The sequence below is a fragment of the Pseudomonas sp. 382 genome (assembly GCF_002759075.1).
Lineage (GTDB): Bacteria > Pseudomonadota > Gammaproteobacteria > Pseudomonadales > Pseudomonadaceae > Aquipseudomonas > Aquipseudomonas vlassakiae.
In genome coordinates, this window is the sequence record NZ_PEMX01000007.1 from 153,171 (window position 1) to 167,415 (window position 14,245).

Sequence of the window (14,245 nt, forward strand, 5' to 3'; positions counted from 1 at the left end):
TGGGTAAACCCGCTCTAACAGGGGCAGCGCAGGTTTCGAGAGCTGTGCAGTCCCCTTGGGAGCGGGTTTACCCGCGAAACGGCCAGCCCAGGCAGGCGCCGATAGGATCAGCGCTTGGCCAGGCTCAGCTGTTGCTGCTCTTTGGGCAGTACCCGCTTGGCAACCACATAATGCTGTTGCCAGTACGGCTTGCTCAGGCTGTCGATGCTCACCCGCTTGCCCGTGCGCGGCGCATGGATGAAGCGGTCGTTGCCGAGGTAGATGGCAACGTGATTGACCCGACGGCTCTTGATGTTGAAGAAGATCAGGTCGCCTGGCTTGAGCTCGCTCTTGGCGACTTTCACTCCGTGGCCCTGGGCCATGGCATTGGATGTACGCGGCAGGTCGACGTCTGCCACGTCGTTGAAGGCGTACTTGACCAGCCCGCTGCAGTCGAACCCTTTTTTCGGGTTGCTGCCGCCCCAAACATAAGGGGTGCCGAGCACGTTGACCGCACGGCTGAGCACATCGCTGCTCTGCTTCGGCGACATCGCCGCAACGGCAGGCAGGTTGTGGCCCTTGCCCGAATAGTTCGAGCGTGCATGCAGCGTGCTCTGCTTGGCGGGGGTGTGTCTCACCGAGGCATTGCTGGTATAGCCGGTGAAACCGTTGGGAAGACGTTGCTCACGATTGGTGGCGTGGGCGGCCAGGGGCAATAATAGGCAGAGGGTCAGCCATGTCTTGAATAAAGGCGGCATAGATGAAGCTCTTGTGAATGTTATGTGTTTGGCGCGCAACTTTATAACAGCTTTTTGCTCCCTTTCAGGGCCGTTGGTCGATTGTCATGCTGCCGTACGTCGGCCTGCGACGGAAAAGTCACATTTTCATTTAGAAAATTTTCGGATAACCCACGAGGGCTATGAATGAACAGTTATCAACAGGGGGCGCCGTATCACGACACCCACAGCAAGGTCATCGGCTACCTGCTGTGGATCTTCGGCTTCACCGGCTCGCACCGCTTCTACTACGGCAAGCCGATCACCGGGACGATCTGGTTCCTCACGCTGGGGCTGCTCGGCATTGGCTGGCTGATCGACCTGTTCCTGATCCCGTCGATGGACCGTGAGGCGGACATGCGCTTCCAGTCCGGGCGCGTCGACTACAACATCGCCTGGATCCTGCTGACCTTCCTGGGCATCTTTGGTGCGCACCGTCTGTACCAGGGCAAGTGGATCTCGGCGATCATCTACTTCTTCACCGGCGGCCTGTTCCTGGTGGGTGTGCTGTATGACTTCTGGACCTTGAACAGCCAGATTTCCGAAGCCAACGCTCGCAGTCGCTAAGGCCACGGACATCCACAAAAAAAAGGCCTTGTCGCGGTGTGCGGCAAGGCCTTTTTCGTTACTGGCGGGTCTGTCGCTGCTGCAGGAGCAGGTTGCTGAACCCCGCCCCCGCCAACTGCTTCTGCGCCACGGTCAGCTGTTCGCGGTTGCTGAATGGGCCGACCAGCACGCGGTACCAGGTTTCTTCCTTGACGGTACCCGATTCGACCTTGACCACCTGGCCGAGCAGGATGATCTGCGCGCGGACCTTGTCGGCATCGGCCTGCTTGCGGAACGAACCGGCCTGCAGGAAGTACTGCGTGGTCGCCGCAGGCTTGATCACCGGTGGGGCTGGGGGCGGAGTCTGGCCCAACAGCGCGGCCTGGGCACGGGCGGTGTCGATTTTTGCCGCTTCAGCCGGCGTGACCGGGGTCACCGGCTGCGCGGGCACCGGCGGGGTCTTTTCCGGCACGGCCTCAGGCGGCACGATTACCTCGGACTCCGGCAGCAGGGTGTAGAAGTCGTATTTCGGCTTCACCGGCGGTTGTGGCGTTGCAGGGGTGGCCGACTTGCTGGCTTCGGCCACCTTCTCCGGCTTCTGCTGCTCGGGCTTGGTGCGCTTGATGTCACCGCCACCGGGCTCGAGTTTCATCAAGAAAACGATGAATGCACCGACCGTCAGGCCGACCGCCAGCCATACCCAGCCGGGGATCGGCTGCTTGGCAGGGGCCGTCTGACGGCTGGCGCCGCGTTTGGGGGCAGGTTTTTTCTTGGCAGCCAACTTACATGCGCTCCAGGGTTTCCAGGCCGAGCAGTTCCAGACCTTGCTTGAGGGTGCGACCGGTCAGCGCAGCCAGGCGCAGGCGGCTTTGCTGCTGTTCCGGCGTCTCGGCGGCGAGGATCGGGCAGTTCTCATAGAAGCTCGAGAACAGGCCGGCGAGGTCGTACAGGTAGCTGCACAGCACGTGCGGGGTGCCCTTGTCGGCGACGCTGTTGAGGATCTCGCCGAACTGGGCCAGGCGCGCAGCCAGGTCTTGCTCATGAGCGGCCTGCAGCACGATGTTGCCGTCGACCTCGTCGAAGCCCTTGCCCAGCTTGCGGAATACGCCGGCCACACGGGTGTAGGCATACAGCAGGTATGGCGCAGTGTTGCCTTCGAAATTGAGCATCAGTTCGAAGTTGAAGCTGTAGTCGCTGGTGCGGTGCTTGGACAGGTCGGCGTATTTCACCGCGCCGATACCTACCACTTCACCGATGTGCCGCAGTTCGTCTTCGGCCAGGCTCGGGTTCTTTTCCTTGACCAGCGCGTAGGCGCGCTCCTTGGCCTCGGTGAGCAGATCAATCAGCTTCACGGTGCCGCCGTCGCGGGTCTTGAACGGGCGGCCGTCGGCGCCGTTCATGGTGCCGAAGCCCATGTGCTCCATCTGCATCGGGTGGCCGACGAAGCCGGCGCGGCGGGCAACTTCGAACACCTGGTTGAAGTGCAGGGCCTGGCGCTGATCGACGAAATACAGGGCGCGGTCGGCCTTGAGCACGTTGCTCCGGTAGCGCACGGCAGCCAGGTCGGTGGTGGCGTAGAGGTAGCCGCCATCAGCCTTCTGCACGATCACCGGCAGAGGCTCGCCTTCGCTGTTCTTGAATTCCTCGAGGAATACGCACTGGGCGCCCTGGTCCTCGACCAGCAGGCCCTTGGCCTTGAGGTCGGAAACCACGTTGGCCAGGTCGGCGTTGTAGGCGCTTTCGCCCATCACGTCGGCCATGGTCAGCTTGACGTTGAGCAGCTCGTAGGTCTTCTGGCAGTGCGACAGCGAGATGTCCTTGAAGCGCGTCCACAAGGCCATGCACTCAGGGTCGCCTGCCTGCAGCTTGACCACCAGGCCACGGGCGCGGGTGGCGAACGCTTCGGATTCGTCAAAACGCTTCTTGGCGGCGCGGTAGAAGTTTTCCAGGTCCGACAGCTCGTCGCTGGTGATCGGGTTTTCTTCCAGATACGCCAGCAGCATGCCGAACTGGGTGCCCCAGTCGCCCACGTGGTTCTGGCGGATCACTTCGTCGCCAAGGAACTCCAGCACGCGCGCGACGCTGTCACCGATGATGGTCGAACGCAGGTGGCCGACGTGCATCTCCTTGGCCAGGTTCGGTGCCGACATGTCGATCACCACCTTCTGCTTGGGCCCGGCCTTGCGCGCGCCCAGGTGGGCGTCGGCGAGGGCGGCATCCAGGCGGTTGGCCAGGGCATCGGTGTTCTGGAAGAAGTTCAGGAAGCCTGGGCCGGCGATTTCGACCTTGCTGATGTCGGCGCTGGCCGGCAGGGCATTGATCAGCTTCTCGGCCAGGTCGCGCGGTTTCATGCCGGCCGGCTTGGCCAGCATCATGGCGATGTTGCTGGCGAAATCGCCGTGGGTCTTGTCCCGGGCGTTTTCCACCTGAATCGCCGGCGACAGCCCTTCAGGCAGCACACCGTCGGTGACGAGTTGGGTGAGGGCTTGCTGGATCAGCTGGCGAATGGTGTCTTTCATGGGGATCTCTTTTCGACCGCAAGCGCGGTGGAGCGCCTGGATGCGCAGGTGGAAAAACTGGGCATTATCCGTTGCCAGGGGCGGGTTGCCAACCTTTGGGGCCGAAGCTTAATAAAGGTCAACCGGGTCGACATCCAGAGACCAGCGTACCTGGCGCCCGCTTGGCAGTTGCTCCAACACTAGCAACCAGGCACTGATCAGTCGATGCAAGGGGGCTCGGGTGTTGGCCTGAATCAACAATTGCGCCCTGAAGCGCCCGGCGCGCCGCTCCATGGGGGCAGGCACCGGCCCCAGCAGTTCGATACCGGGCAGGCACTGTTCGGCGACCAGGCGCTCGGCAGCGGCGCAGGCTTCGTCGAGGAAGCCTTCGGCCTGGCCGGGCTTGTGCGCTTCGGCCCGCAGCAGGGCAAGGTGGGAGAATGGCGGCAGCCCGGCGTTGCGGCGTTCGTCCAGGGCTTGCTCGGCGAAGGCGAAGTAGCCTTGCTCGGTCAGTTGCACCAGCAGCGGGTGGTCGGCCAGGTGGGTCTGGATGATCACCTTGCCAGGCTCTTCAGCGCGCCCTGCTCGCCCAGCAACCTGGACGATCAGCTGGGCCATGCGCTCGCTGGCGCGGAAGTCCCCCGAGAACAGCCCGCCATCGGCGTCGAGAATGGCAACCAGTGTCACCCGCGGGAAGTGGTGACCCTTGGCCAGCATCTGGGTGCCGACCAGGATGCTTGGCTGGCCTCGCTGAATGGTGCTGAACAAATGGTGCATGGCGTCCTTGCGCGCCGTGCTGTCGCGATCAACGCGCAGGATCGGGTAATCCGGGAACAACACCTTCAGTCGCTCTTCGGCGCGTTCGGTACCGGCGCCCACCGGCCGCAGGTCGACGTGGTTGCACTGCGGGCACTGCTGCGGCAGACGCTCGTCGTAGCCGCAGTGGTGGCAGCGCAGCACGCCAGAGCGCTGGTGCACGGTCATGCGGGCATCGCAGCGTGGGCATTCTGACAGCCAGCCGCAGTCATGACACAGCAAGGTCGGAGCGAAGCCACGACGGTTGAGGAACACCAGGACTTGCTGGCCGGCTTCCAGGGTCTGGCGGATGGCCTGCTGCAATGGGCCACTGATACCGCTGTCCAGCGGCAGGCTTTTCACATCCAGGCGCAGCATGCGCGGTGGACGTGCGCCGCCCGCGCGCTGGTTCATGCGCAGCAGGCGATAGCGGCCGGTGAGCGCGTTGTGCAGTGTCTCCAGCGACGGCGTGGCGGAGCCGAGCAGGATCGGAATGTTTTCCTGATGGGCGCGCACCAGCGCGAGGTCGCGGGCGTGGTAGCGCAGGCCTTCCTGTTGCTTGTAGGACCCATCGTGCTCTTCGTCGATGATGATCAGGCCGGGGGTCTTCATTGGCGTGAACAGCGCCGAACGTGTGCCGATGATGATGTCGGCCTCGCCGTCGCGGGCAGCCAGCCAGGCATCGAGGCGCTCGCGGTCGCTCACGGCCGAATGCAGCAGGGCGATGCGGGCGTTGAAACGCTGCTCGAAGCGCGCCAGGGTCTGCGGGCCGAGATTGATTTCGGGGATCAGCACCAGCGCCTGCTTGCCGGCTTCGAGGGTTTCACGAATCAGTTGCAGGTACACCTCGGTCTTGCCGCTGCCGGTGACGCCGGCCAGCAGGAAGGCGCCGAAGCCGCCGAAACCCTCGCGCACCGCGTCGAAGGCTTGGCGCTGTTCTTCATTGAGGGGCAGTTCCGGCTGCGCCAGCCAGTGCTCGTGGCGGTGCGCCGGCAGGTGGCGGCGTACCTCGACCTGAACCAGCTCCTTGGCCAGCAGCAGGTCAAGGCTGTCCTTGTTCAGGTTGAGCTTGCCCAGCAGGCTGTGCGCTACGCCGTGGGGGTGCTGGGCCAGGGTCTTGAGGGCGTCGCGCTGGCGCGGGGCACGGGCGATGCGAGGGTCCTCCAGGCGTGCGCCGGGTGCCACGTGCCAGAAGCGCTCCTGGCGCATCTCGGCAGGTTCGCCCTGGCGCAGCAGCGTGGGCAGGGCCCAGCTCAAGGTGTCGCCCAGGCTGTGCTGGTAGTACTGGGCAGTCCACAGGCACAACCTGAACAGCGATGCCGGGATCGGCGAGACCGGGTCGAGCAAGGCACTGGCAGGCTTGAGCTTCTCGGCGGGCACCTCGCTGTGCTCGCACACTTCCACCAGTACGCCAATCATTTCGCGGCGCCCGAAGGGCACGCGGATGCGCATGCCCGGGGTCAGCACCTGGCGCGCCATGCTCGCTGGCGCCCGGTAATCGAACAGGCGGCGCAACGGGGAGGGCAGGGCAAGGCGCAGGATGACGTCGGACACGCGGAAGGTCTCAGAGGGTGTTTCAAAGACTGGCGAGCCTAGCAGACGACGGTCGGTGCAAGCGACAACTTGCGTTGGCGTGATGCTCTGGTATTATTCGCCGCCTAATTACGTGCGGTATTCAACAATAGGTGTTGGGTGGCGGCACGCAGCTCGAGGAAGTGACCATGAAAGAAGGTATCCACCCGAACTACGAAGTAGTTGCAGTCACCTGCAGCTGCGGTAACAAGTTCGAAACTCGTTCGACCCTGGGCGACACCCTGGCGATCGACGTTTGCAACCTGTGCCACCCGTTCTACACCGGTAAGCAGAAAGTCCTGGACACCGGTGGTCGCGTACAGAAGTTCGCCGATCGCTTCGGTATGTTCGGTACCAAGAAGTAATCATGCGCATGGCGAATCCTTCGGGCTTCGCGTTGTTGCTGAAAAAGGCGCCCCTCGTGGGCGCCTTTTTTGTGGGCGCAATCTGGCAGCTACCGGCCCTGGCGTTCTGCCCCGTGCCAGACAAACCACAGCAGGTGGCGGTGCGCCGGGTAGTGGATGGCGACACGTTGCGCCTGACCGACGGTCGCAGTGTTCGCATGATCGGCATCAATGCCCCGGAAATCGGGCGCAGGGGGCGCACCAGTGAACCTTATGCCGAGGCTGCCAGGCAGCGACTGCAAGCGTTGGTCAAAGCCAGTGACGGTCGCGTCGGGTTGGTGCCCGGTGTCGAGGGCAAGGACAAGTACGGACGCACCCTGGCGCACATCTATGGCCGTAATGGCGACAATATGGAGGCACGGCTGCTCAGCGAGGGCCTTGGCTACCACGTAGCGGTTGCGCCAAATGTGCGCCTGGCAGGTTGCCAGCAAGCAGCCGAGCGGGTGGCACGCCAGGCGCGGGTCGGGCTGTGGCGCAGCTCGCCAGTGCGCAGCGCTGCCGATGTGCGGCAATCCGGGTTTGCCGTTGTCAGCGGCACCATCCGTAGCATTGAGCGCAATCGTGGCGGGATCTGGCTCGAACTGGACGATGCTGTTGTGCTGCAGATCCCCGCTCGTCTGCAACGCACCTTCCCCGCCAGCTTCTTCACTAATCTCAAAGGACGCCAGGTCGAGGCGCGCGGCTGGGTGCTGGATCGTTCCCGCAAGGGAGGGCTCAAGCCGGGGCAGCGACGCTGGGTATTGCCGTTGACCGATCCCGGGATGCTGGAGCGCATTTCAGGCTGAAAAGATGTAGACATTTCGCTATCAGATTGTACACACTGTGAGCCGAATGCCCCCGTGCGTGATAGCTTAAAGTCGTAGGCCAAAGGCCTTGACACAAGTGACTGACCAGTCTTGTGGCTCCCCGGCTCTTTGCGTATCCTCGGCGGTCCGTCAGAACAGTAAATAGCGGAATGCCCACCATGTCAGACCTGAAAACCGCCGCTCTCGAATACCACGCTCAACCTCGTCCGGGGAAACTGAGCGTCGAGCTCTCCAAGCCCACCGCCACCGCCCGCGATCTCGCCCTGGCCTACAGCCCAGGCGTTGCAGAACCCGTGCGCGAAATCGGCCGTGATCCTGAGCTGGCCTACAAATACACTGGCAAGGGCAACCTGGTCGCTGTAATTTCCGATGGCACCGCCATCCTCGGTCTGGGTGACCTCGGCCCACTGGCCTCCAAGCCAGTGATGGAAGGCAAGGGCGTTCTGTTCAAGCGTTTCGCCGGTATCGACGTGTTCGACATCGAAGTCGAATCGGAAAGCCCGCAGGCTTTCATCGACACCGTTCGCCGCATCTCCATCACCTTCGGTGGCATCAACCTCGAAGACATCAAGGCCCCAGAGTGTTTCGAAATCGAACGCACGCTGATCGAGCAGTGCGACATTCCGGTGTTCCACGATGACCAGCACGGCACCGCAATCGTCACCGCGGCCGGCATGATCAACGCCCTGGAAATCGCCGGCAAGAAGCTGGAAGACGCCAAGATCGTCTGCCTCGGTGCCGGCGCTGCCGCCATCTCCTGCATGAAGCTGCTGGTCAGCATGGGTGCCAAGGTCGAGAACATCTTCATGATCGACCGCAGCGGCGTGATCCACGCTGGCCGCGACGACCTGAACCAGTACAAGGCCCAGTTCGCCCACGCGACCGACAAGCGCACCCTGGCCGATGCCCTGGACGGTGCTGACGTGTTCGTAGGCCTGTCCGGCCCGAACCTGCTGAGCCCGGAAGGCCTGAAGTCGATGGCTGCCAACCCGATCGTGTTCGCCTGCTCGAACCCGGACCCGGAAATCTCCCCAGAGCTGGCTCACGCCACTCGCAGCGACGTGATCATGGCTACCGGTCGTTCCGACTACCCGAACCAGGTCAACAACGTACTGGGCTTCCCGTTCATCTTCCGTGGTGCCCTGGACGTTCGCGCCAAGCGCATCAACGAAGAAATGAAGATCGCTGCCGCCATCGCGCTGAAAGACCTGGCCAAGCTGCCAGTGCCGAAAGAAGTCTGCGAAGCCTACGGTGTCGAAGGCCTGGAGTTCGGCCGTGAGTACATCATTCCGAAGCCACTGGACGCTCGTCTGATTACCGTCGTTTCCGACGCTGTGGCCAAGGCTGCCATCGAGTCCGGCGTAGCTACCCTGCCGTATCCGAAGCACTACCCGCTGACCAGCGTGGATGAAGTGTTCAACGGCTGATTGCAGCTGTAGCGACACAAAAAAGCCCCGGCTCGCAAGAGCCGGGGCTTTTTGTTTGCCGGTGTCCCGGCTGACGTGGCCCGCTGTAGGAGCGGCCTCGCGTCGCGAGAGGGTCGAAGAGCGGCCCCGGCACTCTTTGCTCGGAGCATGAATCCTGGGGGCGCTACGCACCCCTTTCGCGACACAAGGCCGCTCCTACAGGGGCGGGGTTAGTCTGCCAATCAGAACAGATCCATCGGCGCTGCTTCGTCCGCTGGCAGTGGGCTGCCCGGCGCAGTGCCGTTGCCCAGTTCATCCACCGACGGTGGAGAGTCCTCGGCCTTGAACAGCTCGAAGTAGGCATCTGGCGTGCTTGGCGAAGCGGCACGGCCGCTGACCGGGTCCACCCGCAGGCTGAGGATGCCTTCCGGTTCCGCCGGTGCATGGCTTGGCTTGTCCTTCAGTGCCGCACCCATGAAGCTCATCCAGATCGGCAGGGCTGCCGTACCGCCGTACTCACGGCGACCGAGGGTTTCAGGCTGGTCGAAACCGACCCACACGGTGGTGACGTAATCGGCGTTGTAGCCGGAGAACCAGGCGTCCTTGGATTCGTTGGTGGTACCTGTCTTGCCGGCCAGGTCGGTACGGCCCAGGGCCAATGCCCGGCGGCCTGTGCCGCGCTTGATCACATCCTGCAGCATGCTGGTGAGGATGTAAGTGGTGCGGCCATCGACGATCTGTTCGGCAACAGCTGGCGTCTGCGGTGGCGGGGCGATCTGGCCCAGGGCGGACGGCGCCTCGCCAGGCAGGGCAGCGGTGCTGATCGGCTGCTCTGGTGCTGCGAGGCCGGCATGGTCTTCGGCGCCTTGCGGCACGCGCGCGGGGTTGGCGATGAACAGGGTCTCGCCGCTGCGGCTCTCGATGCGATCGATCAGGTATGGATTGATCTTGTAGCCGCCGTTGGCAAAGGTGCTCCAGCCCGTGGCGATTTCCATCGGCGTCAGGGTTGCAGTGCCCAGCGCCAGCGAAAGGTTGCGCGGCAGGTCCTGCTTGTTGAAGCCGAACTTGGCGATGTAGTCGATGGTACGGTCCACGCCCATGGCCTGCAGCAGGCGGATCGACACCAGGTTGCGCGACTTGTACAGCGCTTCACGCAGGCGGATCGGGCCGAGGAAGGTGTTGGTGTCGTTCTTGGGTCGCCATTCATTGTTCTGGTACTGGTCGAAGAACACGATTGGCGCATCGTTGACCAGGCTGGAGGCAGTGTAGCCGCTGTCCAGTGCAGCACTATAGATGAACGGCTTGAAGCTCGAGCCTGGCTGGCGCTTGGCCTGCATGGCACGGTTGTAGTTGCTCTGCTCGAACGAGAAGCCGCCGACCAGGGCGCGGATGGCACCGTTCTGCGGGTCGAGGGAGACCAGCGCACTCTGTGCTCCTGGTACCTGGCTGAACTTTAGCTTGCCGTCATGCAGGCGCTGCAGGCGTACCAGATCACCCACCTGGGCAACGTCGGCAGGCGATTGCGGTGCGCGGCCCTGCGAATTGCTGTTGATGAAGGGGCGGGCCCACTTCATGGTGTCCCAGCTAACCTCTTCTTCGCTGCCTGCGCGGGTCAGCACTTTTACACCGCTCTTTTCCACGCGCGTGACGATGGCAGGTTCCAGGCCGCCCAACGTGCGTTGCTTGCTCAGCTCCTGTTGCCAGGCGGCCAGGGTCTTGCCCGGGAAGCGAGCTTCAGGGCCGCGGTAGCCGTGGCGCTCGTCATACTCGGACAGGCCGTTGAGGATGGCCTTGTTGGCCATCTCCTGCATGTCGCTCGGCACCGTGGTGGTGACACGGAAGCCTTCGGTATAGGCGTCGCTGCCATAGCGGCCAACCATTTCGGCACGGGCCATTTCGGCGACGTACGGCGCGTTAACTTCGGGGGCCGGCACGTGGTAGCTGGCATTCAGCGGCTCGGCCAGGGCGGCCTGATAGCTCGCCTCGTCGATCTTGCCGAGTTTGTACATGCGACCGAGGATCCAGTCGCGGCGCTCTTTGGCGCGCACCGGGTTGGCCAACGGGTTGAAGCGCGACGGTGCCTTGGGCAGGCCGGCGATCATCGCCATTTGCGCCAGGCTTACGTCACGGATCGACTTGCCGTAATACACCTGCGCAGCCGCATCGATACCGTAGGCGCGGTTGCCCAGGTAGATCTTGTTGACGTACAGCTCGAGGATCTCGTCCTTGGTCAGCTCACGTTCGATCTGCAAGGCCAGGAGAATCTCGTTGGTCTTGCGCGAGAAACTGCGCTCGCTGCTGAGGAAGAAGTTCTTCGCCACCTGCATGGTGATGGTGCTGCCACCCGTCTGGATATGACCGGTTTTCACCAGCTGGGTCGCGGCGCGCATCAGGCTGCTCGGGTCGACCCCGTAGTGATTGAGGAAATTGTCGTCCTCGGCTGACAGAAGCGCCTGAATGAACTGTGGCGGAATTTCCGCGAAACGGATCGGCGAGCGGCGCATTTCGCCGAATTCGGCGATCAGCTTGCCGTCGCTGCTGTACACCCTGAGGGGAATCTGCAACTGAACGCTTCTGAGCGAATCGACCGACGGCAGGTTGGGGCTAAGATACAGAAACGCACCGCTCACACCGAGTACGAGCGCGCAGATGACTGCGACAAAAGACCACCAGAAGAACTTCAGCAGGCGTATCAAGGCTTTTCGGTGTCCAGATTGAGGGGTGAATTGCGCACGGGGCCGGCGGACGAAAAGTCGGGTGGGAGCCAGCCATTCCTGGCTGACTCCCCCCTAAGAACCGTACGTGCGCCTTTCAGCGCATACGGCTCAAGCCTTCGCTAAGCTTCCGATGGAAGCCGGTTTGTTCACGTGCAGGCCACGAGTATGCAGTTGGTTGTGGCAGTTAGGGTGTAAGAGTACCCGATTGGCCAGTTCGTCTCCACCGCCGAGGGAGCGGTGTACGACGTGGTGGTCATGCCACCCTGTCTCTCTGGTAATCGGTTGCTTACACAGCAGACACAGTCCATTTTGACTGGCAAAGAGGCTGCCGATTTGTTTCCGGTATTTGAGCTTGCTCAGCATCCGGTCCATCCGCAGTTTCTCGCCTTGAGCCTCCATGGCGGGATCGTAGGGGTTGTAATCCCCACTCACCTTTTTGTGTCGCTCGATCGGAGTACTCGCGAGCGAGTACAGCTCGACCTCCCTTTTACCTCCGTCTGCATCTACCACTGTGGTGGCAAACACCCAGCTCCTGTCTCCTGAGGTCCGGAAATACTTCTTCCTTACCCAGTCGAGGGACTTGTTAGGGTGTCGCCTCTTCGCCCAACGCCAGAGTTTGATAAACACTCTGTGGTCCATTCGGCTGTAAGCCTGTTTCGCGACGACTGGTTGATGGTACAGCGCCCAGCCCCTCAGTTTCGGGTTGAGCAGTCGGATCAGATCCTCCTGCTTGACCGTCTTGTGAGAGTCGATTGCCTCTCTGATCTTGCTGTAGAACGCCTTGACGTTCTTCTTGTTCGGCTTGATCAGTAACGTTCCGTCGTACTTCCGGAAATTCCAGCCAAGGAAGTCAAAGCCTTCGTCGATGTGGACGATGCGCGTTTTCTTGAGTGACAACCGTAGCCCGCGCGTTGCGAGGAACTGCTCTACCCAAGGTTTTACTTCATTCTCCAGCACCTCCGGAGAGGCCCCTGTGATCACGAAGTCGTCGGCGTATCGCACCACGTTCACCTTCAGCTTTTTCGCCCTTGTCACTCCCAGGTATTCCTTGAGGAGCGTTTCCAGACCATCCAGTGCCAGATTTGCCAGCGTCGGGGAGATAATCCCCCCTTGCGGCGTACCTGCATCCGTTGCGTGTAGCTGCCCCTTGTGGATGACCCCGGCCTTTAACCATTGCCGCAGCACCCGTGTTTCCGTTGGGGCATTTCTTAACAGCCAGTCGTGGTTGATGTTGTCGAAGAACCCTTCGATGTCTGCGTCCAATACCCAGCAGGCCGAAGCCCGTTTGGATAGACACAAGAACAACTGCGCCATCGCATCCGCCGTGGAACGTTCGATCCTGAAGCCGTAGCTATTCGGGTCGCCTCGGGTTTCAGCGATGGGGGACAGAGCCAGCATATACAGCGCTTGCATGGCTCTGTCCGTCATGGTCGGTATACCCAGTGGGCGTTCCCGTCCATCCGACTTCGGGATGTAGACTCGCCGTAGTGGCCGAGCCTTGTATCCCCGCGTCTTCAACTGACCAACCGCATTCCATTTTGCGTTGGGTGTATCCCAGAGTTGCTTATCGACTCCCGCCGTGCGGCTCCCCTGATTTTCCGTGACTCTCCGTACAGCCAAGTATCTGGCCGACTTCGAGCGGGTGAGCATCCGTTGCAGAGATTTGACTCTGCGCCATTTGCCTTCCCGACAAGCCTTCGCAATTCGCATCTGCATTCCCCGGACATTCCGCTGGGCTCGGCGCCAATCGACGTCGTGCCACTGTTGCGGAGTGCCGGAAAGCGCAGACTCACCTTGCTGGCTGAGCTCTATCATGCTGCTTTCCTCTCAAAGTGAAACCACCCGAGCGGAAGGCGCACGTACCCCCTGAGGGGTGCATGCACCCCGTCAGGGTAGGGTTATCAAGGGCCAATTGGAGCTAGGCCCTGAAGTTAATGAGACGGTCTCAGTCAGAGTTATTGCGATGGAAGACCACGCAGAAGTCTGCCCGGTTTTCCCGTGGGGTGATGTTCCAACCCCTATCCAGGCCATTACAGCCTGGCATTCGCTTTCTCTGCGATCCCATACCCGCACCGCTAACAGTGTCCCTTACGGTTCACCTGCCCAAGGGCAGCGATACGGGCTTACCACGTTCCCTATCTGTCACACGACTGGGTTAGGACCTGCCTTTTCACCGGCGATCATATGAGGCGACGTATCCCCAAGCGCCACGGAGATAACCGACCGCGTACCTTTTGGTTCAAGCCTAACAGCAGTTTTGGCTTGGTAATGCTTACGGTGTTTATTAGCAGTTCACGTATGTTGTCCATACCAGTCAGCCTAGCGCCTCAACCCGGTACTGCTCCGAGTATCTACCGCCTCCCTCGCAGGAGAGCGGCACCCCTTGAAGGGGGGCTACATTGTCGGACGGGCTTCGAACACCACCATTACTAGTGATGCACGCCGTCGTAGGCTACCGTTGGTCGCACAACGAGTCCGCTGCCATCCTGTATTAGCGATGGTTGGACAATGACAGACAGAGCTTTCGCTCATGTCTCCGTTTGGAAGAAGTGGGGACCGCTGTGGCGGCTCACTTAGGTTGGGTTACTCCTGTTTTGAGGCAGGAGAAACCCCAGCGGGGATTTCTCCCGCGAGGGTTGAAGCCGCAAGGGCTTGAGTTAGTGTCGTGGAGGTGACCGTTTGAAAAGTTTCTTGACCTCTGACCAGTTGGCCCACGTTGCCAGCCCTAAGCAAAAGATTAGGAGGC

The 14,245-nt window shown here is 61.8% G+C and carries 10 protein-coding genes; 4 read left to right on the forward strand and 6 right to left on the reverse strand.

Going from position 1 to position 14,245, the window contains the following annotated elements; genetic code table 11:
• Positions 1–107 precede the first annotated feature (107 nt).
• Positions 108–737, reverse strand: a complete 630-nt coding sequence (locus CQW31_RS10970; protein ID WP_054884216.1) for a C40 family peptidase — start codon at positions 735–737, stop codon at positions 108–110.
• 165 nt (positions 738–902) lie between these two features.
• Here CQW31_RS10970 and CQW31_RS10975 point away from each other — a divergent pair, with 165 nt between their 5' ends.
• The gene (locus tag CQW31_RS10975) at positions 903–1,322 is read left to right on the forward strand and encodes a TM2 domain-containing protein (RefSeq protein WP_054884217.1); all 420 of its coding nucleotides are present in this window, start codon (positions 903–905) and stop codon (positions 1,320–1,322) included.
• Between the two features lie 58 nt (positions 1,323–1,380).
• On the opposite strand, the gene CQW31_RS10980 is transcribed toward CQW31_RS10975, so the two are convergent.
• The 3 genes from CQW31_RS10980 to CQW31_RS10990 form a co-directional block, all read right to left on the reverse strand.
• Complete coding sequence (locus CQW31_RS10980) at positions 1,381–2,082, reverse strand: SPOR domain-containing protein (protein WP_054884218.1); 702 nt, start codon at positions 2,080–2,082, stop codon at positions 1,381–1,383.
• Position 2,083: 1 nt separating this feature from the next.
• The gene (gene argS, locus CQW31_RS10985) at positions 2,084–3,820 is read right to left on the reverse strand and encodes an arginine--tRNA ligase (RefSeq protein ID WP_099814473.1); all 1,737 of its coding nucleotides are present in this window, start codon (positions 3,818–3,820) and stop codon (positions 2,084–2,086) included.
• Positions 3,821–3,928: 108 nt separating this feature from the next.
• A complete protein-coding gene (locus CQW31_RS10990) occupies positions 3,929–6,148 on the reverse strand; it encodes a primosomal protein N' (protein ID WP_054884220.1) in 2,220 nt (739 codons plus the stop codon).
• Between the two features lie 167 nt (positions 6,149–6,315).
• Between CQW31_RS10990 and rpmE the strand changes: the two genes are divergently transcribed.
• From rpmE to CQW31_RS11005, 3 genes are all read left to right on the forward strand, one after another.
• On the forward strand, positions 6,316–6,531 hold the full coding sequence (rpmE, locus tag CQW31_RS10995) for a 50S ribosomal protein L31 (RefSeq protein ID WP_054884221.1): 216 nt from the start codon (positions 6,316–6,318) through the stop codon (positions 6,529–6,531).
• 2 nt (positions 6,532–6,533) lie between these two features.
• Positions 6,534–7,355: a thermonuclease family protein gene (locus tag CQW31_RS11000; protein WP_054884222.1), complete on the forward strand. Its 822-nt coding sequence runs from the start codon at positions 6,534–6,536 to the stop codon at positions 7,353–7,355.
• 179 nt (positions 7,356–7,534) lie between these two features.
• Complete coding sequence (locus CQW31_RS11005; RefSeq protein WP_054884223.1) at positions 7,535–8,803, forward strand: malic enzyme-like NAD(P)-binding protein; 1,269 nt, start codon at positions 7,535–7,537, stop codon at positions 8,801–8,803.
• A 221-nt stretch (positions 8,804–9,024) separates the two neighbouring features.
• Here CQW31_RS11005 and CQW31_RS11010 read toward each other — a convergent pair whose 3' ends face one another.
• Together CQW31_RS11010 and ltrA are read right to left on the reverse strand one after the other, a co-directional pair.
• A complete protein-coding gene (locus CQW31_RS11010) occupies positions 9,025–11,478 on the reverse strand; it encodes a penicillin-binding protein 1A (protein ID WP_099814474.1) in 2,454 nt (817 codons plus the stop codon).
• Between the two features lie 129 nt (positions 11,479–11,607).
• Positions 11,608–13,314: a group II intron reverse transcriptase/maturase gene (ltrA, locus tag CQW31_RS11015; RefSeq protein ID WP_033863259.1), complete on the reverse strand. Its 1,707-nt coding sequence runs from the start codon at positions 13,312–13,314 to the stop codon at positions 11,608–11,610.
• Positions 13,315–14,245: the final 931 nt, after the last annotated feature.

Coding starts and splice junctions, on each gene's coding strand:
- CQW31_RS10970 (WP_054884216.1), bottom strand. CDS start 737: ATGCCGCCTTTATTCAAGACATGGCTGACCCTCTGCCTATTATTGCCC.
- CQW31_RS11005 (WP_054884223.1), top strand. CDS start 7,535: ATGTCAGACCTGAAAACCGCCGCTCTCGAATACCACGCTCAACCTCGT.
- ltrA (WP_033863259.1), bottom strand. CDS start 13,314: ATGATAGAGCTCAGCCAGCAAGGTGAGTCTGCGCTTTCCGGCACTCCG.
- argS (WP_099814473.1), bottom strand. CDS start 3,820: ATGAAAGACACCATTCGCCAGCTGATCCAGCAAGCCCTCACCCAACTC.
- CQW31_RS10975 (WP_054884217.1), top strand. CDS start 903: ATGAACAGTTATCAACAGGGGGCGCCGTATCACGACACCCACAGCAAG.
- CQW31_RS11000 (WP_054884222.1), top strand. CDS start 6,534: ATGCGCATGGCGAATCCTTCGGGCTTCGCGTTGTTGCTGAAAAAGGCG.
- rpmE (WP_054884221.1), top strand. CDS start 6,316: ATGAAAGAAGGTATCCACCCGAACTACGAAGTAGTTGCAGTCACCTGC.